Source organism: Oenococcus kitaharae DSM 17330 (genome assembly GCF_000241055.1).
GTDB classification, from domain to species: domain Bacteria; phylum Bacillota; class Bacilli; order Lactobacillales; family Lactobacillaceae; genus Oenococcus; species Oenococcus kitaharae.
Genome location: NZ_CM001398.1, coordinates 1,183,651 through 1,204,696, shown reverse-complemented (window position 1 = coordinate 1,204,696; position 21,046 = coordinate 1,183,651). Strand labels below are relative to the sequence as shown.

General features: G+C 44.4%; 22 protein-coding genes and 1 riboswitch. Of the genes, 4 read left to right on the top strand and 18 right to left on the bottom strand.

The features are described from left to right. Positions 1-104: 104 nt before the first annotated feature. On the bottom strand, positions 105-1,433 hold the full coding sequence (locus OKIT_RS06130) for a PTS sugar transporter subunit IIC (RefSeq protein WP_007746189.1): 1,329 nt from the start codon (positions 1,431-1,433) through the stop codon (positions 105-107). A gap of 16 nt (positions 1,434-1,449) precedes the next feature. Further along, on the bottom strand, positions 1,450-2,820 hold the full coding sequence (locus OKIT_RS06125) for a glycoside hydrolase family 1 protein (protein WP_007746187.1): 1,371 nt from the start codon (positions 2,818-2,820) through the stop codon (positions 1,450-1,452). Between the two features lie 204 nt (positions 2,821-3,024). Between OKIT_RS06125 and OKIT_RS06120 the strand changes: the two genes are divergently transcribed. After that, a complete protein-coding gene (locus tag OKIT_RS06120; protein ID WP_007746185.1) occupies positions 3,025-3,747 on the top strand; it encodes a GntR family transcriptional regulator in 723 nt (240 codons plus the stop codon). Positions 3,748-3,839: 92 nt separating this feature from the next. After that, positions 3,840-4,064, top strand: coding sequence for a hypothetical protein (locus OKIT_RS06115; RefSeq protein ID WP_007746184.1), 225 nt, complete (start codon positions 3,840-3,842; stop codon positions 4,062-4,064). 34 nt (positions 4,065-4,098) lie between these two features. Here the strand turns inward: OKIT_RS06115 and OKIT_RS06110 are convergent, their stop codons facing one another. The 16 genes from OKIT_RS06110 to OKIT_RS06035 form a co-directional block, all read right to left on the bottom strand. Beyond that, positions 4,099-4,662: a dihydrofolate reductase family protein gene (locus OKIT_RS06110; RefSeq protein WP_007746183.1), complete on the bottom strand. Its 564-nt coding sequence runs from the start codon at positions 4,660-4,662 to the stop codon at positions 4,099-4,101. 117 nt (positions 4,663-4,779) lie between these two features. After that, positions 4,780-5,496, bottom strand: a complete 717-nt coding sequence (locus OKIT_RS06105; protein WP_007746181.1) for an ABC transporter ATP-binding protein — start codon at positions 5,494-5,496, stop codon at positions 4,780-4,782. Continuing rightward, a complete protein-coding gene (locus OKIT_RS06100) occupies positions 5,496-6,263 on the bottom strand; it encodes an ABC transporter permease subunit (RefSeq protein ID WP_007746179.1) in 768 nt (255 codons plus the stop codon). Before OKIT_RS06100 ends, OKIT_RS06105 begins: the two co-directional genes overlap by 1 nt. Beyond that, a complete protein-coding gene (locus OKIT_RS06095; RefSeq protein WP_007746178.1) occupies positions 6,263-7,279 on the bottom strand; it encodes an aliphatic sulfonate ABC transporter substrate-binding protein in 1,017 nt (338 codons plus the stop codon). The genes OKIT_RS06100 and OKIT_RS06095 overlap by 1 nt, the downstream gene beginning before the upstream one ends. Then, positions 7,279-8,832: an AMP-binding protein gene (locus OKIT_RS06090; RefSeq protein ID WP_007746177.1), complete on the bottom strand. Its 1,554-nt coding sequence runs from the start codon at positions 8,830-8,832 to the stop codon at positions 7,279-7,281. Before OKIT_RS06090 ends, OKIT_RS06095 begins: the two co-directional genes overlap by 1 nt. Then, positions 8,808-9,971, bottom strand: a complete 1,164-nt coding sequence (locus OKIT_RS06085) for an acyltransferase family protein (RefSeq protein ID WP_007746176.1) — start codon at positions 9,969-9,971, stop codon at positions 8,808-8,810. The genes OKIT_RS06090 and OKIT_RS06085 overlap by 25 nt, the downstream gene beginning before the upstream one ends. A gap of 234 nt (positions 9,972-10,205) precedes the next feature. Next, a complete protein-coding gene (locus OKIT_RS06080; RefSeq protein WP_007746169.1) occupies positions 10,206-11,222 on the bottom strand; it encodes a LacI family DNA-binding transcriptional regulator in 1,017 nt (338 codons plus the stop codon). Between the two features lie 129 nt (positions 11,223-11,351). Further along, the gene (locus OKIT_RS06075; protein WP_007746167.1) at positions 11,352-12,596 is read right to left on the bottom strand and encodes an NRAMP family divalent metal transporter; all 1,245 of its coding nucleotides are present in this window, start codon (positions 12,594-12,596) and stop codon (positions 11,352-11,354) included. A gap of 24 nt (positions 12,597-12,620) precedes the next feature. Continuing rightward, a complete protein-coding gene (locus OKIT_RS06070; RefSeq protein ID WP_007746166.1) occupies positions 12,621-13,370 on the bottom strand; it encodes a LamB/YcsF family protein in 750 nt (249 codons plus the stop codon). A gap of 11 nt (positions 13,371-13,381) precedes the next feature. Further along, entirely contained in the window at positions 13,382-14,182 is an 801-nt protein-coding gene (locus tag OKIT_RS06065; protein ID WP_007746165.1) for a putative hydro-lyase, read from the bottom strand. 11 nt (positions 14,183-14,193) lie between these two features. Further along, the gene (locus OKIT_RS06060) at positions 14,194-15,513 is read right to left on the bottom strand and encodes an acetyl-CoA carboxylase biotin carboxylase subunit (RefSeq protein WP_007746164.1); all 1,320 of its coding nucleotides are present in this window, start codon (positions 15,511-15,513) and stop codon (positions 14,194-14,196) included. Further along, a complete protein-coding gene (locus OKIT_RS06055) occupies positions 15,510-15,932 on the bottom strand; it encodes an acetyl-CoA carboxylase biotin carboxyl carrier protein (protein WP_007746162.1) in 423 nt (140 codons plus the stop codon). Before OKIT_RS06055 ends, OKIT_RS06060 begins: the two co-directional genes overlap by 4 nt. Before the next feature lie 2 nt (positions 15,933-15,934). Further along, a complete protein-coding gene (locus OKIT_RS06050; protein WP_007746161.1) occupies positions 15,935-16,960 on the bottom strand; it encodes a 5-oxoprolinase subunit C family protein in 1,026 nt (341 codons plus the stop codon). Further along, positions 16,957-17,694 (bottom strand): 5-oxoprolinase subunit PxpB, encoded by a 738-nt coding sequence (gene pxpB, locus OKIT_RS06045; RefSeq protein ID WP_007746160.1) that lies wholly within the window; start codon positions 17,692-17,694, stop codon positions 16,957-16,959. The genes OKIT_RS06050 and pxpB overlap by 4 nt, the downstream gene beginning before the upstream one ends. Positions 17,695-18,048: 354 nt before the next feature. Then, positions 18,049-18,279, bottom strand: coding sequence for a helix-turn-helix domain-containing protein (locus OKIT_RS06040; protein WP_007746159.1), 231 nt, complete (start codon positions 18,277-18,279; stop codon positions 18,049-18,051). Beyond that, the gene (locus tag OKIT_RS06035) at positions 18,276-18,746 is read right to left on the bottom strand and encodes a DUF2975 domain-containing protein (protein ID WP_007746158.1); all 471 of its coding nucleotides are present in this window, start codon (positions 18,744-18,746) and stop codon (positions 18,276-18,278) included. Before OKIT_RS06035 ends, OKIT_RS06040 begins: the two co-directional genes overlap by 4 nt. A 222-nt stretch (positions 18,747-18,968) precedes the next feature. After that, positions 18,969-19,066, top strand: a riboswitch (purine riboswitch). Positions 19,067-19,126: 60 nt separating this feature from the next. Between OKIT_RS06035 and OKIT_RS06030 the strand changes: the two genes are divergently transcribed. Next, positions 19,127-19,723, top strand: a complete 597-nt coding sequence (locus OKIT_RS06030; RefSeq protein ID WP_028291749.1) for a xanthine phosphoribosyltransferase — start codon at positions 19,127-19,129, stop codon at positions 19,721-19,723. Continuing rightward, on the top strand, positions 19,713-21,044 hold the full coding sequence (locus tag OKIT_RS06025) for a nucleobase:cation symporter-2 family protein (RefSeq protein WP_007746156.1): 1,332 nt from the start codon (positions 19,713-19,715) through the stop codon (positions 21,042-21,044). Before OKIT_RS06030 ends, OKIT_RS06025 begins: the two co-directional genes overlap by 11 nt. Positions 21,045-21,046 lie beyond the last annotated feature (2 nt).

The window sequence follows — 21,046 nt, the reverse complement described above, 5'->3', positions numbered from 1 at the left end:
ATGACCATTTATCCCAGAAATGTTGTCACACAAATAAGCTCAGTGTAGCTTTTTGCATAAAAAAAGACAATCGTATGATTGCCTTAATTAATTTCTTCAGAAACTTACTTTTGTGTTTCCAAAGCAGCTTCTTTAGCCATGACTCTTTCACTGATTTTCATGAAAGGAATGTAGAAAAGAACACCTAGGATAATGATCAGCAATTGCACCAAGACCGCTCGCCAATCACCAGCAGTGGCCAAATAGGCACTCAGCAATGGTGGTGTTGTCCAAGGAATTAAGACAACTACTCGACTCATCCAACCGATTGTTGTAAAGAAATAAGCAATCAAAATGCCGATAACAGGTTGGAGAACAAAAGGAATCATCATCGGAATATTGAAGACAATGGGATAACCGAAAATGACGGGTTCATTGATGTTGAAAATACCAGGTGCAGATGCCAAACTTGCAACGTTTTTGCTGACACGGTTGCGAGAAAAGATAAAGATCGCAATCAACAAACATAGAGTTGATCCTGTTCCGCCAATCATGCCAAATGTATCACGGAAAGTGTTTGTCAAAATGTAAGGAATCTGTTGATGGGCAGCATAAGCGGCCATGTTTTTATTCATGTTGATCAACAGAACCGGATCCAGCAAGGTACCATTGATAACTGTTTGATGAATTCCCAAAGTGAACAGGAAATTGCCGCAGCTATAAATGAATAGCATGCCCGGTAAGCTAGTATTAAAGCTCCGGAGAGGTTCCTGAATAATATTCGTAATCAGTGCAATGAGATTCGTCTTCCCAAGAACCAGTAACAAGGCTGAGAGCAAAGCCATGAGGCTGAGAGTCAGAATGACTGGAATCATGTCGCTAAAAGAAGCTGATACCGATGGCGGCACATTACCGCCAATATTAATCTTCAGATGCTTAATCTTTGACAATCGAATAAAAATTTCAGTCGCGACCAAACCAATAATAATACCGGCGAACATGCCAGTCGTGCCTAGATTTGAAAAACTCAGCACGCCAGTCAAATCAACGGCCTTTTTTGCACCATTCGGTAGGACTGAAAGAGTAAATGGCATGACGATAATTAGGCTCGAGAGCGCTATGACTGCAGCCAGCAATCCGTTTGTGAAGCCTTTATTTCGTGCCAGAGTAAAACCAATCACAGGTGCCAATACGAGTCCAGCAATATTAAGTGTCCCGTTAGTAACCATATTTCCCCAAAACTGCAAATTGGCCAATGCCTGTCCTTTTGCAACAAAAGGAAAAATAACATTATTAATCAATACTGCTAATCCAGCTAAAATGAACAAAGGCATAATTGTCGCAAAAGCGTCACGCAAGGAACGCAGGTGAACCTCGTTACCGATTTTAGCCGAAACTTCAGAAAACTTATCCAAAAATCGTTTTCCTTGAGCTTTGTTCCCAGATTCGTTCATTGAAATTACCTCCTTTTTAGAGATCTTCGCCATTGGAACGTGTTACTCGTTGAAACCAGGCATAGCTCTTCTTTGGTACCCGCTTCAAATCACGAAGATCATGATTACTGCGATTCACGTACACTAGGCCATATCTTTTCTCGACATCCCCTTTTGAACTCGGAATATCAATCAGGCCCCAACCAAGATAGCCGATCACATCAGCACCATCTTTAACAGCACGTTTCAATGCCTGAATGTGCAAACGATGATAGTCGATGCGATAATCATCGTCAATTTGATGCTCGCCATCCCACACCTCACGCATACCAATGCCATTTTCTATTGGAAAGATGGGTAGATTGGTACGGTTATAAAGGTCCATCAAAATACCATAAAAACCTTCTGGATCGATCTGCCATCCCCACTCATTTGTGCGAAGAGCCGGATTGAGTTCGGCACCAAAATCACCATAAAAATTCGGTACGGTTGCGATCGGAATTTTTGCCGCAGAAATGGTCGTGCTTGTGTAATAACTGAAGCTGATAAAATCGCTGCGTGTCTGAGCAATTTCAGCAAGCTCGCTCGGTTCTAAAATGTCATCGAGGTGTTTTTGAACCATAAAGGACGTGACTTCAGGTAAATATTGGCCTTTAACAAACACGTTAAGCAGATTGAAATCACCGAAAGTCATAAATTTACGCGCAGCTTCCACATCCGCTGGCAAAGAAGATGCCGGATACACTTCTTGAAAAGCCAGCATGCCGCCAATTTTCAGATCTGGTTTTTGCGAGTGAATGTAATTCGCCAAACGAGCGTGGGCTAACATAGTATTATGCTGAATCTGATACAGTTCCCTTAACGTTTCTTCGCCATGAAGATAGCCACTGCTAGTAAATGCGAATTTTAAGCTGAAACAATTTTGTTCATTGAAACTAAGCCAATATTTCACGCGATCACCAAAATGATCAACCATCTTTTTTGCAAAACGTGTATAGGCTTCAACGACTTTTTTACTAACAAAACCGTTGTACTTCTCAGCAAGAGCTAAGGGCATGTCAAAATGATAAAGACACACCATTGGTTGAACGCCTTTAGCTAAAAGCTCGTCAATCAGCCGATCATAAAAATCGATGCCAGCTTGGTTGAAATCTCCTTCGCCATCGGGCTGAACACGGCTCCAAGAGATTTGAAAACGATAAAAATTCATCCCCAAATCCTGCATCAGAGAAATATCTTCTGAATAACGATGGTACTCGTCAATCGCGACCTTCCAATCAGATTGGTTAGGACCGGCCTTTTTAATGTCATAAACGGATCTGCCCTTGCCATCTTCGTTCCAGGCGCCTTCCGTCTGCATACTAGAGGTGGAATTGCCCCAGAAAAAGCCTTGCTTGAGTTCCCCCATATTGCCTCCTTCTTTGTAATCATTCATTCATTCTTTGGAAGCGCTTACAATGATTACAAATTAATTATATGACCATGTGAAAAATATGTAAACTCTTTTATTTATGTTGTAAATACATTTATTTTTGAAATCAGATAAATTCTTTGGATTTTGATCAATTATTTGTCATAATGGAGCAGAATTAATCGTAGAAAGGTTAAGTGCATGGCAAAATACATTGAAATCGCAAATCAATTAAGATCGGATATTAGTCAACACAAATTCAGCCAAGATCAGCCTTTCCCCGATCAATTAGACTTGGCCAACCGATTTTCAACAAGCAGAATGACAGTACAAAAATCATTAAATATATTGCGCGCCGAAGGTTTGATATATAGTCGCCAAGGATCGGGTACTTTTATTTCAAAAAATGCTGATCTCATTGTTCAATCTGACTTCGGCGTTGATCAGTATGTTGGCACAAGTACACTTTTAGGAGACCGGCATCAAATTGAAAGTCAAGTAATTAAATTCGAAATTCGTTATCCTAATGATTCCGAACAGATTGCACTGCGTCTTAATGACAAAGAATTAATCTATGATATTATTCGTCAACGAGTTGTTGATAAAGAACCCTATGCTTTGGAATACAGTAAAATGCCTGTCAAGGTAATTCCGGGACTTGATGATAAAGTGCTGCACGCATCTATTTATGGCTATATCCAGAATGATCTCAAGTTAAAAATCGGCTCGGCCTTCAGGAAGATCAGTGCAGATAAAGCAAACTCAAACGATGAAAAATACCTGAAATGCGGTCCCATGGATCCCGTTTTAGAGGTAACACAGACCGTTTTTCTCAACACAGGCATCCCTTTTGAGTTTTCGAGTACGCGGCACCGATATGATCAAGGCAGCGTGACTGTTTTTGTCAAATCAAAACTAGAGTAAAATTGCTCAATTTCAGATCATATTTAATCTCCATTTTACTTTAGGCACATACAATATCTGCATCAGCGATCAACTGACGAGAGGAGAATCACATGAAATTAATCAACACGATGCGTTTATTAAACAAGTTTCATCACGAAAAGAACTCAGCTTTTGACCGATCCACTTTGCAAGTTGCCGATCGAAAGATTGTCAGCGGGATTGAATTGCTGATTGAGATTATCAAAAATACAATCTATGTTATTCCCATCAGCATCATCTACAGCTACCAGCCAGTGCGCGTTCGTGTGAGACACGATAATAAGCGTTTGAACTAATCAAAAAGCATCGCCAAATTGACGATGCTTTTTATTATTGTGCGACTCTGTAATGGAGCATGACGACCCCGCTGCGAAAACGGCGCAGATCCAGCAGCTGGAGTTGGATCTGATGATTTTCTGGCAGAGCGCGTTTGCCGCCGCCTAAAATAATTGGATTAACCAGAAAATAACAGTCATCGACAAGGCCCGCTTTTAAGGCTTGACCGGCAAAATCTGGGCCGCCGATTGTCAAATCCTCGGCAGCAGATGCTTTTAATTGGCGGATTTGATCAGCGTCAAAGGCGTGAACGATTTCAGTATTGCCAGTTGACGCCTTTTCAAGCGTCCGAGAAAAGACAGTCTTATGGGCATTGCGCCAGATGCGCGAAAATTCCTGACTCGCCTTGGGATCGTGAAAGGGCTGACCACTGGGATTTTCCCAGTAAACCATCGCATCATACATGCGGCGTCCGTAGAGATAAGTGCCAATCGAGCGTTGAAAGTCAGTCCAGAAGGAAAACAATTCATCATCTGAAACTGACCAATCCAGGCTTCCTTGGCGGTCTTCAATGTAGCCGTCTAAAGATTCATTAATTGCATAGATCAGTTTTGCCATATCATAACGTCCTTAATTCATCATTTTTGACGCAATCTAAATATCCCGACTGTCTCTGCCCTTATATGTCTATTTTACAAAAATCCCCATTAGCATATTGGTACTAGTGGGGATTTTTTATTGCTGCATAATCTGATCTAAGATCAATTCAACATTTTTCTGTAAGGCACTGTCATTTAGTTTCCGCGGACGCGGCAGATCGATCAAATCAATCGGCTGGCTGACTTGATGATCGTGCACGACGACAACACGATCGGCCAGACGGACAGCTTCTTCGACATCATGCGTGACTAAAATCGCAGTAAAGCCGTATTTTTTCCAGATACTTTCAATCAGTTTCTGCATATTCAGCCTGGTCAGCGCATCCAAAGCACCAAGTGGTTCATCTAGCAGTAGCAGCTCCGGCTGAGAAATCAAAGCTCTGGCTAAAGCAACACGCTGCCGTTCACCACCAGATAGGCTGACTGGAAAAACATCAGCCTTATCTTTTAATCCTACAGCATCCAACAAATCCAGAGCACGTTCTTTGGTACTATTTTGTGAACCCAGCAGAATATTATTCAGGACGTTTTTCCAAGGCAGCAGACGGCCGTTTTGAAACATAATCCGGGTCGTCTTGGACACGGTTTCCAACACGTTGCCATGCTCTGTGACTTGACCGCTTGTCGCCGATTCCAAACCGGAAATCATGCGCAGCAAAGTTGTTTTCCCACCGCCGGACTCACCGACAATCGCTGTAAATGATCCAGTCGGAAAAGCCAGATTGACCTTCTCGACAACCGTCTTGCTGCTGTAAGTCTTGGTCAAGTCTTTGATTTCGATTAAATTCGTCATCAGGCAGCCACTCTCCTTTCACGCCAAGACAGAAGTTCGTCTTCGAGGAATTTAGCAATCGAATCAGACAGCTTGCCGAGCAGCGCATAAATGATTACGACAAGAATAATCGTCCGAGTATTAGCAAACTGCTGAGCGTCCATGGCCATATAGCCAAGTCCGGAACGCGCGTTAATCTGTTCGGACACGATCAAAGTCGTCCACATGACACCTAAAGCAAAACGCAGGCCGACAAGAATGTTCGGCAAAGCGGCCGGCACAATAATATCTTTGAACATCTGCCATTTGGAAAACTGGTAAACACGTCCCATCTCAATTAATTCCGGATCAACATCTTTGATACCAGAATAAGTATTGATGTAGATGGGAAACATAACACCCAACGATACCAACAGGATTTTGGCCGGTTCGCCGATGCCGAACCACAAAATGAAAAGTGGTACTAAAGCTAGATGGGGAATGTTTCGAATCATCTGAATCGAAGAATCAAACACTGAGCGGGAAACTTTTGACAAACCGTTTGCTAGGCCGAAGATAAATCCGATCGATCCGCCTAACAGCAGGCCGGCAGTCGCACGATACAGCGACACGGCGATATTACGCGGCAGACGGCCGTTATTCCACAAAGTGATTGCCTGCTGAATCACCTGCAGCGGACTGGGAAGAACATTATCTCGCAAAATACCGACCATGGATGAAACTTGCCAAAGAACAATAATCAAGACCGGTAAGCTGTAGGGAATTATTTTCAAAAATGTTTTTTTCATCAGTCACTCCCCAGATCGATAAAGGCATTTTTCACCCGAACACGGCGATCGATCATCTTGTTTTTATAAAGCAGATCAGCGATATCCTGCTGTTCGTTAACAATGGCCGGATCGGTCAAATTAGCCATGCCATAAGTCCGTCGGCCGACCTGCAGGCGAGCAACACGCTGGCTTAAGCCAAGATCCTTTGTAAACTGCCGAATCAGCAGTGCGTGATTATTGTTTGCCCAAGTCATCGTAGTCTGAGCATCGCGATTCAATAAACGCAGCAGATCTTTATGCTTGTTTGCCCAAGAACGGGTCGAGGTAAAGAAATTATGGTCGCCTGAGAGGCCCTTAGCATTAGCTAGAACTTGGGCATCATCTTCAACCTGAGCGGCGGCAGAAAAGGGATCCCAAGTGACCCAAGCATCGACCCGCCCGGTCTTGAAAGCAGTACCAGCTGCAGATTGATTCAGGTTCACGGCATTGACATCACTCAGTGTTAAATCAGCACTCTGCAGTGCTTTTAACAATAAATAAGTCGAAGCTGTACCAAAGCCGTAGGCAATCCGTTTACCGCGCAAATCACTGAGATTGCTGATGGTCGAATCTTTCGGGACCAGAATCATCGAGGCACGATATTTGGAAACGGTCGCCGCTACATAGACGATGTCCGAACCACCTGCCTGCGAGACGACTGGCGGCGTATTTCCGGTACGGGCAAAACGAATGTGGTGGCTAGTTAAAGCTGACAGCATCGTCGGTCCATCCTGAAAATTAGTCCAACGGATACGATAACCTAATTTCCTGGCATCGCTTGCAAACTGGCCATTAATCCTGACCAGATCCGCTTCATCCCCACGCTGGTAACCAAAATTGATCACCTTCAGTTTCCGATCACCAGCACTACCGCTTTGCTGATTGCCGCCCCGCAGATTCTCAGACTGAATGATGAAAAAACCTTCTATAGCGACAACAAGCCATAAGATTGCCAGCAAACCGTAAACTATTTTTTTTACACGATGCCTTTTCATTAGTATTTTTCCAATCCAGTTTCTTGGCTCAATTTCTTTTTCAGAGCCGTGCGTTGAATTTTGCCCGTCGCGCCATGCGGCAGTTCAGTCATAAAGAAAACATATTTCGGAATTTTGAACTTTTCTTCGTTTTCAGCAACGATTTTGCGAATTTGATCCGCATAATTGGCCAACTGGTCGCGATCTTCAGCCGGCGTCTTCAAAACGATCACGGCAGCAACTGTTTCGCCATAAATGTCGTCCGGATAGCCGACAACAGCCGAACTTCCGATAAAATCAAGGCGGTCAATCACGTTCTCCACTTCATAAGGACTGATCTTATCACCGGATTTATTGATCATTTCTTTGCTTCGGCCCACAAGATATAAGAAACCGTCAGCATCAAAATGGCCCATATCGCCCGTCTTAAACCAGCCCTTTAAAAAGGAATCTTTGTCCCGGCCGTGCAGGTAAGCGGAAATTGTCCCCGGCCCCTGAATCCAGATATAACCGTCCTTACCGGTCGAGTAATCTTTTGTCAATTCAGCATTGGCAATCCGTACTTTAATGTTAAAAGGCTTCCCGGATGACCCTTCCGGACTCCTCAGTGGCGGCAGCGGATCAATGGAAATCTGACTCGGTGCTTCTGTCATGCCATATGAATTTAGAATTGAGACGCCAAAACGCCGTTCGAATCTTTCCATGGCTGCAATCGGTAATGGTGCCGAAGCAGAACGGATGAAACGCATCTTCGTTAAATGTACCGGATCAATCGCGGTATTCAGTAGGATTGAAATAATCGCTGGCGCAGCAGTTACCCAAGTCGCGGCCTGTTCTTCAGCAATCGGCCAGAAACGATGAGCCGAAAAATGTTTTTGAACAATCAGCGAGCCGCCGGAAATCAAGGTCGAAATCAAGCCAATATGCTGCGCATTAATATGATGAAATGGCAGCGTGATATAAATCCGGTCTTGAGCCGTCAGCAAATGGCTTTGAATAATGTTTTCACCGGCTATGGCCATCTGTTCCTGACTCAACAAGACACCCTTAGGCTCGCTGGTCGTACCAGACGTGTACATGAGAATGCCTGAATGAGACGGAATCATATCGAATTTATCGATGGGATCGATGTGCTGCCACAAAGTCAATTTAATTTCCGTGTCGTCCGGGCCGAACTTTGTCAGCAGCCTCTCGGAAATGCCTTGAGCCGTTTCAGCAAAATAACCTGCATAATCAGGCGTCAGCACTGCTGCTTTATAATTGCGTTTTCTAAATTGCTCGATCGCGCGATTTTTAGGCATGGTTGGATTCATCGAATAAATATCCAAGCCAAGCTTCATCGCCGCGAGATAAACAATCACATAGGCCGCAGAATTCGGCAAAGCTAATAAGAGCAGATCGCCAGTCTCCAGACCGGCATCCTGCATCGTAGCCAGTGCCTGTTCAACGGATTTCAGCAACTGGGCATCAGTCAGCCAGATTTTCATATCGGCATCGTAGATTTTTTTCTTTTCTGGATTTTCTTCAATCCATTTAAATGTTGTTTCAACTAATTGTGACTGGTACTTTTCCATTTATTCCTCTGATTTAATGGTCTCCCGATAACATAATGAGCTACCGGCGTGTTATAGATTGTCCAGCATAGAAGACCGCTAAAAGCAATGACTGCTAGTGTTGCCACTGGCCAAATCAGCCAAAGCCAAGCTGAATTGGTCGTGACCTGTTCCAGTATCAAATCCAGAATCGTCAAGGCGACGGTCTGGCTCAGATACAAGCCAAAAGCTATTTTCTGTGCCTTGGAAATAAAGGCAACAAACTTGGGATGCTTGTTGCTGATGACTAATTGATCGTACAAATGACCGACATAAAAGATGTTGGCAATAATGATAAAAGCGTACACGACAATCAAGGGCTGGTGTACTTCATAAGCCTTGCTGTAGCTGAGATGCAGCAGATTCACGTTGTAAAAATAATAAGCAAAAATGACCGGAATACCGATCAGAGCCGCAATAAAAATCTTTTTAATGTTTGCCACAATCCACTTTTCGACGGCTTCATAATGGATACCAGCTAAGGCACCGGCGATAAAATAGCCTTCATACGTGAGGACGAACATGCCATAACTTTGCAGCAGATACGGCCAGTTGCTCGTCGATAAATGAGGCATGACAAATTTTGTAAAAACGGTAATCAGAATTTCGATGGCAAAGGCATAAAAAAAGACTTGCAGATGCTTACCCTCAGTCTTTTTCAAGAGCAGTCTCAGCAAGGGATAAAGCAGATACAACTGCAGCATAATCAGCAAAAAGTACATATAATAACCACTTCCGTGAATTAACAGATGCCAATATTGCAGCCACCAATTTGAAGTCAGGATTTTTTCAGGATAGTGGGCAAGAAAATGGTAAAAAATGTTCCAAAAAAAATAAGGAATCAGCACCCAAAAATAGCGTCGTTTCCAAAAACTCAAAAGATGCATCGGCCGGCGATAGGAATTGAGAAATAAGACCAAGCCTGAGACGAACATGAAACCCATGCGAGTGAAATGCATAGGCATGTGAAAAGCACTGAGAAGCAGAAACGGCGCAGAGCCGATGGAGAATTTAAAAGTGAATTGTGTCGAAGTATGGATGGTCAGGACACCGACGATAAACAGCAGCCGCATCAAGTCCACGCCATATAAATATTTACGTTTGCTACGATTGTCAGGCATTAATATTATCTTACTTAACGTTTGTGTACACGTTGGTGACATTTTTGTCTCATTCTTATTACTTTACAGGCCGCATTCTCAGAAAAGCGAACGAAAAAGTATAGGTCTATCGTCAGTGGAAGCATATCCGACTATTATTTATGTAAAAAGTGCATATCTTTCAATTTCCATAGCTGTTTGACAAATCCATGTCAATCAGATTGCAGATCGAGGCTTAACACGGTGGGCAGATAATTATTGCAATTTGGCCGGAATCACGATCTGATTGGACGAAATATTTGGCGTCTGCTGATTGTTAATCCGATCGGCAAGTATTTCAGCAGCCGTCGCACCCATCAAAAATGGATCTTGTTTGATCAGTTTTGAGTCAGGCAGCAGCCGTTTGACAATCGCAGTATCGGAAAAGGCCGTGATCGCGATATCTGGGGCTGAAAGCAGGTCGTGATGCATAAAAGTTGGGAAAAAAGCCAGCAAGAGACGCTCCTTCAAGAAGAAGAACAGCGTTTTGCGTTTGGCAGCACGATTTTTTTCAATCATGGCCAGTGCTTTCTTTTCGTTCTCCTTGATAAAAGGCCGTGAATTATCAATTTCTATCAGCGAAGCATTTGGGAAAACAGTACGAATGCCGGCCGAGCGGTCTTCACGCGTCGATGTACCGGTAACCGCTTCAGAAATCACGATACAATCATCAAACTGCTGCTGACGAAAATAGGCAGCTGTCTGCTGAGAAATACTGTAGTTATTGGTGGTGACCATCGTCCAATCTTGTGTATGCAGATCCCGGTCGACAATGATTGTCTTTAATCCCTGCCTGATTTCCTGTCTTAATTCGGATTGCTCGTTAATTAAGGGCTGAATAATTAAGCCGTCAAACACCTGATGATTAATGATTTTGAGATTGGTCAGTTCCCTTTTCTTATCTGAATTTGAATCAAACAAAATTGCAGTCAGTTGATTCTGTTCCAAGACTGAACTGGCGCCCTTAAAAAATTCTGTCGAAAAGTAATCGTCAATATCCGCAGCGACAACAGCGACCAGCTGGCTGTTATGTGTACTTAGCTGGCGCGCGGTTGCATTCACGACAAAGCCGGTCTGATCAATAATGTCGGCAATTTTGGCGGCCGTTTCTTTGGACATACGGTTCATTTTGCCGTTGATAAAGCGGGAAATTGTCGCGCTGGAGACACCGGCCAATTGTGCGACCTCTTTGATTGTGAAAACATGTTCTGAATTATTCCTATTATTTACCATATGTATTACCGTCAAACAGTTCTTGCGACTGTTTTGCATACTTACAACTGTAACGAAAAATTGGCCGGGCGACGATTATTTCGGCAAACAAAAAAAGCGTTCCAAGTCTGGCGCGCTTTTCAATACTTATTAGAACAATCCGATTAAGGTATTGATGCTGGCATAAGCCATAAAAATGACGACCAGCCAACCGGTATAAATTAAAAGCCGAGGATGGTGATAATCACCGATAATTTTTTCCTTGGTCGAGGCCAGCAGCAAAATCGCCAAAGCAATTGGCAGAATAAAACCATTCAATGTACCGACAACCACGAGAACTTGTGCCGGGCTGCCGATAAAGTAGAAAATAGCCGTTGAAACGACAATAAAGCCAATGATGATCCATTTGCGATACTGATTATATTTGCTCTGCCCTTTGCTGCTGACGGCATAATCAAGAAATGAAGTTGACGTAAAAGTCGAACCCAATGTCGAGGTCATGCCAGCTGCCAGAAGCAGTAGTCCGAAGAAACGGTAGCCAAAATTACCGGCCGCGTATCTGAAAATTGAAGCAGCTGGGTTGGTCGGATCCAGTTTGTCGCCTAAAACAACGACCGATAAGCCGGCTAAGAAAAGCATCACACGAATAGCCGAAGCAATTCCAATACCGGTTAGAGCGCCTTCGTTAACATATTTAATGTTTTCCTTGCCTTTTAGGCCGCCTTCAAGCAGACGATGGCCGCCAGCAAATGAAATATAACCGCCGACTGTGCCGCCGACGATCGTGACAATCGCGTAAAAACTTAACTGTGTCGGAACAAAAGTGTGCTGAATTGCTGATTGGTACGGGACTGCCATAACAGAAATGATGTAAATCAAGATACCGATTTTAACGATAGCCAATAATTGCACCGTGCGATCCATGACGGTCAGTGCGTTTTTAACAACGAAAATACCGATCGCCACGGCCGCTGCGATCACGGCACCGTTTTCCGGTGAAATACCAAATAAGACATTCAGCCCTAGTCCGGCACCACCGATATTGCCAATGTTGAAAAACAAACCGCCAAGTGCAACAAGAAATGATAAAAGGTAACCCAGCCCGGGCAGGACTTCGTTTGCGATCACTTGGGCGCGCTTGCCGCTAACGACGATAATGCGCCAGATATTCATCTGAACAATAATATCAACAATAATGCAGACCAAAATCGCGAATCCGAAATTAGCACCCATCTGGCCCGTAAAAGTGGCCGTCTGCGTCAAAAATCCCGGTCCGACAGCCGCCATCGCCATTAAGAAAGCGGCGCCCATAGCGATTGATCTTGCTGAATGTTTCATAGTTTGGGGCTGGTCAGCACTCACTTTGACCGTCCCTGTTTCCTCTTTATCTGCCATTTATGCTCTTCTTTCACATAATTTTTAAAAAGATTTAATTTGAATATTTGCTTCAGACAAAACGCTCCGGATTTTCTCCACAATTTCCAGAGCGGCTTTATTGTCGCCGTGAACACAGATTGAATCAGCTTTTAAATTTAAGATACTGCCGTCAATCGTTTGAAGCGACTCGGTTTGAATCAGTTTTAAAACACGTTTTGCAATCAAGTCCGGGTCTGTAATCACGGCATTTTCGTGGCTTCTCGCTACAAGACTGCCATCCGCTTCATAATTGCGGTCGGCGAATGCTTCTTGGGCATAAGGCAGGCCGATTTCTTGTGCTGCTTTAATCAATTGGCTGCCAGCCAAACCATAAATCGGCAGCCTAGGATCAACTGATTGAATGCCTTGGCAAATTGCTAAAGCCAGCTCGTGATCTTTGGCAGCTCGATTATACAGAGCACCGTGCGGTTTGACGTGATGCAGGCAGCCGTTTTTTGTAAAAGCCTTTAAAGCACCAATCTGATAAATCACAAGATGTTTGACTTCATCGGGTGTCATTGCCATAAAACGACGGCCAAATCCCTGACGGTCCGGATAAGAAGGATGAGCTCCAATTGCGGTCCCGGACACTTGTGCTTTTGCAACTGTTTGGGCCATCACATCAGGATCACCAGCATGAAAGCCACAAGCAACATTGACAGAAGAAACCAGTTTGATGATTTGATCGTCGTTTCCCAAAGAATAACGGCCAAAACTTTCGCCTAAATCACTATTAAGATCGATTGATTGCATTCATTTCCTCCTTATGCATATTTCAAGCTCGTATTTTTAACATCGGTAACCAGCATATGACCCGGGGCGTGAGTAATCACGAAATCCGGTTTGACCTGCATAATCACATTTTGAGGTGTCACCCCACATGGCCAAAAGACCGGCAGTTCGCCATCTTTAATCGTGACCGGATCACCATAATCTGGATGTGCCAAATCATGAATACCGATATGAGCCGGGTTGCCAATTTGAATCGGTGCACCATGGACTTTAGGCATGGCTGCTGTTACTTGCACGGCTTTAATCACCTGATCTTCTGGAATCGGGCGCATGCTGACGACCATGTTGCCGTGAAAAGGCCCTGCTGATTGCAAAGGGATTGTCGTATTGTACATGGGAACATTGACTTTTTCCGTGATATTTCGAACCTCAATACCGGCAGCAATTAATTCTGATTCAAAAGAAAAACTGCAGCCAATTAAAAAGCTGACAAAATCCGGCCGCCAAAAACTTTCAACTGAAGTTACTTCTTCATCTAGCTGGCCATGACGATAAATCCAGTATTTCGGAAAATCATTGGCTAAATCAATGTCCGTAGCCATTTGATGAAGTTTGCGGCTACCCGTGTCGCTGACTTCCAAGACTGGACAGGGACGCGGATTCCGTTGTGTAAACAGTAAAAAGTCATAAGCCAAATCTTTCGGCAGGATCACAAGATTTGCTTGTGTATATCCTGCTGCCAGTCCGCTCGTCTGGCCGGAAAAATTGCCGGACCGAATCAAATGTCGTAATGCGACTGGCGTTAACTGTGTTAAATCTTCACTTGTTTCCATCACTATCACTCCTAACTTGTTTCTGTCAGCTGATCAAGCCAATTAATATCAGTGTGATTAGCCTGGAAATCCTTTTCAGCTAGTAGCTGCATCAAAAAATCTAAATTCGTCTGAATACCGTCAATGACTGTTTCATCAATGGTCATCTGCATTTCCCGAATCACGCTCTGTCGGTCAGGGCCAAAGGCGATGATCTTAGCAATCATGGCATCATAATTAGCCGGCACCGTATAACCCTGGTACAGGGCATCATCGACACGAATACCATGGCCGCCTGGTAAATGCAGCAATTTAATCTTGCCGGCCGTCCGAGCAGTCACACGGCATTCTAAAGCAAAGCCACGCCGAGAAACATCTGCCTGTGTGATAGCCAGTGGCTTCCCATCAGCAATTTTTAGCTGCAGATCCACGAGATCAAGACCGCTGGTCAATTCTGTAATTGGATGTTCGACCTGAATCCGCGTATTCATTTCCATAAAGTAGAAATGATCCGGGCCGTCAAAGAGAAATTCCAAGGTGCCAACGCCTTCGTAATGAATCGCCTTGGCTGCCGTGACCGAAATCTGAAACATTTTCTGTCGACTGGCTTCATCAAGAGCAATGGCCGGCGCTTCTTCTAACACTTTTTGGTGATGCTGCTGAATCGTACAGTCCCGCTCGCCAACGGCAATCGCATTCCCGAATTGATCGGCCGCAATCTGAATTTCAATGTGCCGTGGATGGGCCAGATATTTTTCCAAATACATATGATTATCGCCAAAGGCATGTTCAGCTTCGCTTTGCGTTAAGGCAAACAAACGGCCGAACACTTCAGGGCTGTCGACGACACGCATACCTTTGCCGCCGCCGCCGGCGCTGGCTTTTAACATAATCGGATAACCGATCTGCTCAGCTGCAGCCGTCCCCTGCGCTAACGTGGTAAATTCATTGCCGCTGCCTGGGACAACGGGCACACCAGCCGCAATCATCGTTTTTCTTGCAGCTGATTTCTCGCCCATCGTCGCAATCACTTTGGCACCTGGTCCGATAAATTTAATGCCGGCATCCTGGCAGGCTTGAGCAAATTCAGCATTTTCCGAGAGAAAACCATAACCAGGGTGGATCGCGTCAGCCCCAGTCATTTCAGCGGCCGCGATAATGCTTGCCTGATTCAAATAACTGTGCTGAACATCAGCCGGCCCGATGCAGACTGCTTGATCAGCCAGCTGCACATGCAAAGCACTCCGATCAGCCGTCGAATAGACAGCGACAGTCGCGATATTCAGCAGACGGCAGGCACGGATAATTCTGACCGCAATTTCGCCTCGATTAGCAATTAGCACCTTTTTCAAGAGGCATCACCTGTTTTTGTCAAAGCAAACAATGCTTGGTCGTACTCGACAGTACTGCCATCAACGACTAAAATATCGTTAATTCGCCCGTCTTGCAAGGCTTTTACCTCATTCATCATTTTCATCGCTTCAATAATCGCGACAGTCTGCCCCTTTGTCACTTGATCGCCGACTTTCACAAAAGCTGCTTGATCAGGGCCGGGTGCAGTATAAAAAGTACCGACGAAAGGTGCTTTAATCGTAAAAGTATCATCCGGGGTTACCGACTTATCGGTCGTTTCCGACACGACCGGCGTCTGAGTATGTGTGTCCGATTCTTTGGTCAGACGAATCTGTCCCTGATAGTCATTGATTTCCAGGCTGTTGAGGCCGGACTGATTGAATACTTGAATGATTTTTTTCAAATGCGCAATTTTCACTGCTAATCCCCCTCATTTTCCGATGCTAATAAAGCCTGAATTTTCACTGCAGCTTTTCGGGCTGGGCCGATCGGAAACTGATATCGTGCCTGCTGCCATGATGCCAGCAAACGTTTAAATCGCTGCCTCCGTACCAATAACTCCTGCTGCGCTTTTGGTAGATCAACGAGCGTGAATGCAAATTTTTGACCAAGCGGCATCTGCACAAAAGCTGAAAAATCGGCAGCAATAATCGTGGCAATCACAGGATATCCGCCCGTCGTTTGACGATCTGCCAGCAGCACAATTGGCTGGCCGTTTCGCGTAATTTGAATATTGCCAAAAACTGTTCCTTCAGAAAGCAGGCTGACTTGTGCGGCCGGCAATAATTTTTCAGTCAGCCGATAGCCCATACGGTCAGCTTGTGTGGAAACGGTAAAAGTCTGCTTGACCAAGTTTTCCTGAGCTGCTGGATCAAACAAGGACCACTGCGGCCCTTTGACGACTCTGATTCCCGTTACCACCTTTTTCTCATCAACTGCATATTGCCGTGACTGCAGACTGGGCATTTGGTAGCATTCATTCAAAGGCAACTGGTCCCCCTTTTGCAGCAGATGCCGATCCAATCCGCCAATACCAGCTCGTAAAGTTGTCGAGCGGCTATCTAAAACAGGCACTGTTAACAGGCCGCCAGCTGCAAAGGCAATGTAACCATATCGACCCCTTGTGACCGGGCCGAAGGTCAAGACATCGTTTTCAAAAATCTCAAGAACCTGATTTTCTTCGGCCAGCTGGGCATTAATAAAGACTGGGCAGACAGCGCCTGTGATCGCGATGAAAGTCCGACAATGAAATTTCAAGCTGGGGCCTAAAAGACAAAATTCAATCGCCGCAGCATTAACTGGATTGTTCACCAAGCCGTTAGCTAAGCAAAAAGCCGCTTGATCAATCGCACCCGATGTCGGAAATCCTTCGATCTGGTGGCGGAAACGGCCTAAATCCTGAATGGATGCTGAAAGGCCCTTATCAATAACTGTCGCGCCGATCATGAGTCCGCCTCATTTCTTTGCGCCAGCTGGAACTTCCCGGCCTGATCCAACTGCCGAATCTTGTTATAATCCGCTCGTGAAATTGCCTGGAAGCGAATATAGTCACCCGCTTCATAAAGGGGCGCAGGACGTTTAGGATCATAAAGCCTCACCGGCGTCCGCCCCAGCAAACGCCAGCCACCAGGAGACTGCAAAGGATACATGCCAGTCTGCTGACCAGCAATGCCGACACTGCCAGCTGCAGTGACTGCCCGCGGCTGGTCCAAACGCGGCATGGCAATCCGATCCGGTACCGTGCCCATATAAGCAAATCCAGGCAGAAAGCCCAGCATATAGACAAAATAATCAAGGCTGCTATGCAGGTCGATTAATTCAGGCACAGTCATATGGCCATATGCAGCAACACTGTTCAGATCTGGACCGAATTCTTCGTCATAACAGACCGGTAAAAGCAAAACGTGTTTCACTGGCGCACTTGCTTCTAATTTTTTTGACTGAATTAATCGATCCAAATAATCCTGCAGCTCGTCAGCCTGCAGCAAAGCCGGATCAAAATTAACCGTCAAAGTGTGATAAGCGGGAATGACATCGACAATGCCAGGCGGGTCAGTATCAGGCCGCAGCAAATATCTCGCGATGTGCTGAATCAATTGATTCTGTTTCACATCGATCAAATTGGGAAAAATTAAATTAAGCGATTGTTCACCAACCGGTACAAAAAAATAATCCGCCATTTGTACGCTCCGCTTATAAAATGTTAGTGGATATTGTACAACATTTTTTTCACAGTTCTCAAAAATATGTCGGCTTTGTTATCAAAATTTCGTTTGATCGATTATTGGTATTTACCAATTATGCATAAGCACTGTCACAGTCAGGATTCCGTTTTATCATGATCTCGTAAGTTAAAAATGACTAGATCTAAATCTGAGGAGTTAGTGATGAGCAAAAATATTAAATCAGCCTCAGCCGCTATTCTTGAGAAAGTTCAAGACAGAATAGCCGCTCAAAAAACAAATCAAACAATTAAAGTTAAAAGAGTTTGATAAAAAACGTTAATTTCCTTCTGTTTCAAGGAAATTAACGTTTTAGTTCTCTTTTTTTCCGTAGCTCAGTAAATCGCCGGGCTGACAATTCAGGACGCGGCAAATGGCCGCAAGTGTCTCAAAACGGATCGCCTTAGCCTTGCCATTTTTCAAAATCGAAATGTTGGACATCGTGATGCCGATTTTTTCCGATAATTCCGTGACGGACATTTTCCGTTTGGCCAGCATGATATCTAAATTAACAATAATTGATGTCTCTTCTCCTTTAGTCATATAGTCAAATCGTGTTCAGTCTTTAAACTGATCGCGCTCCTAAAAAGATCTTCAACAATTTGTGAAAAGACAAAAGCCGCATAAGGCAAAGAAATCAGTGAAAATCCCATAATCATGAGGCCCGGTGCATCAGCCATCTGTGTGACTTGATAGACAAAAGGCATGATCCCCGAAAAGACAATCGCGATAACTAAAATAGTGTGCTTAATCTTTGTGACCAGCGGCAGTGTCGATGATGAGAAAGCCTGATTTTTGCCAATGAGACTGACAACTCGAAACAACAGATAAAGAACTCTGAAAGCAAAAATCACGGCTAAATAAATGGCAGCCAGCAGCGTGACGATGGCAAAATTCCAATGCAAACCTTCAGCTGTAAAAACCTGAATTGAGACTAACGTTCCAGCCATGACAACAATCGCCGCAATCCCCAATAAGGCTAACTTAAGAATCAAACTTTTGATTTTCATATATTCGAGTTCCTTTTTTTAAATCATCATAGGAGTCATTTTATCCTAAAATTTATCGTTTTTCAATATGTATTTGTTGTTTTACAATATATAATATGACGAAAAGTCCTAATTGACTAATGACTAGTACACTCCGCGAATCACAGAATTTCCTTTAATAAATGAAATCTCTCCCCTTCTTCTTGCACGGCTTTTTTTCCTGTGATAGGATACACGTAACAAATTCAGAATGTTGAAAAAGCTTATATATGGTCGTAATAGGGACGACCGTTTCTACCCGGAGCCGCAAACTCAGGACTATAAGCAATCATGTACTTATGCTGATTTCCGTGATCTCCGAGGAGCTTTTTCTACTATCTCAATTGGATGGGAGATCAGTCATCAAAATTTTAGAAGAAAAAATCAAATCCGAAGGTGTTGTCCTCGGATCGGACATTTTAAAGGTCGATAGTTTTTTGAACCACCAAGTCGACCCTTTTTTGATGTCTCAAATCGGACAGGCCTTCGCTGACAAATTCAGTCAGGCAGGTATCACAAAAGTGCTGACAATCGAAGCGTCCGGTATTGCACCAGCACTCATGACCAGCCTTCAGCTGCAAGTACCGATGGTATTCGCCCGCAAGCACAAAAGCCGCACCTTAAGCGGCAATTTTTACACTGCTAGTGTTTATTCATTTACAAAGCAGACGGAAAACAAGATTGCCATTTCCAAAAAGTTCATCAATGCGGACGATCGTGTGTTAATCATTGATGATTTTCTGGCAAACGGTCAAGCTGTACAAGGACTGCTTGATATCACCAGCCAAGCCGGCGCGACCGCAGTCGGCGTCGGGATTGTGATCGAAAAACGTTTTCAAGCCGGTCATGATTTGATTCTGTCAAAAAACATTCCGCTTGTTTCACTAGCAAGTATTGATCATTTCCAAGATGGTCAAGTCGTTTTCAATAATGAAGGAGCAGCTTCTCATGTCGATTAATCAGGAAACACAAAATAATCTCGTCAGCAATTCTCATTCAGCCCTTCTAGGCATCCAGCATTTGCTGGCTATGTATTCCGGAGCCGTGCTGGTTCCCTTGCTGATTGGCGGTGCATTAAAATTCAGTCCCGCGCAGATGACTTATTTGATATCAATTGATATTTTCATGTGTGGATTAGCCACTTTCCTGCAATTATTTACGAACCCCGTCTTCGGCATTGGACTACCGGTTGTTCTAGGCTGTGCCATCCAAGCAGTTGCGCCTTTGCAGATGATTGGCCAAAACTTTACGATCGGCACCATGTATGGCGCCATCATCGCTTCAGCTATTTTTGTCTTTTTGATCGCTGGTGTCTTTGCTAAAATCCGCAGGTTTTTCCCGCCTTTGGTCACTGGTACTGTCATTACCGTGATCGGCCTCACTTTGATCCCGATCGGTTTCGTCAATCTTGGCGGCGGCAGTGCAGCAGCAAAATCTTTTGGTGCTAGCAATAATCTGATCGTTGGTCTCTTCACGATTGTAGTTGTCTTGGTTTGCAGTGTCTACGCCAAGGGCTTCATCAGCCGTATCGCTGTCTTGATCGGCCTGCTGTTGGGTACGATTTTAGCTTCCTTTATGGGCATGGTTTCTTTTCAAGCCGTTGCCGACGCCAGCTGGTTCCACTTCCCACAGCCATTTTATTTCGGTACACCGCGTTTTGAACTTTCATCTATTCTCACGATGATCGCGATTTCTCTCGTCTCACTCGTAGAATCGACAGGTGTCTTTTTCGCCCTCGGAGATATTACGAAAAAACCAATTGGTGAAACAGATCTTAAAAAAGGCTATCGTGCTGAAGCCTTAGCCGGAATTCTTGGTGGCATTTTCAACACTTTCCCCTACACGACTTTTTCGCAAAACGTCAGTCTCGTCCAGTTATCCGGAATCAAAAGCCGGCAGCCTATTTATTATGCAGCCGGTTTCCTGATGCTGTTGGGTCTGTTGCCTAAAATTGGTGCTTTGGCAACAATCATCCCCACGCCTGTCATTGGCGGTGCAACCGTGATTATGTTCGGTATGATCGCCATTCAAGGTATCCGGATGCTGGAAAAAGTCGATTTCTCCAACAACAAAAATATCCTCGTTGCAGCCATTTCTATTGGTGCCGGCCTCGGTGTCAGCGTTGAGCCGAATATTTTCCAGGGCCTGCCGCAGACAATCCGTTTGATCTTCAGCAACGGCGTTGTCGTTGCCAGCCTCTGCGCCGTCCTCTTGAACCTGATCATTCAGCCGGATAAAATAAAAAATCCTGCTGAAAGTGTTAAACAGCAGGAAAGTTAAAA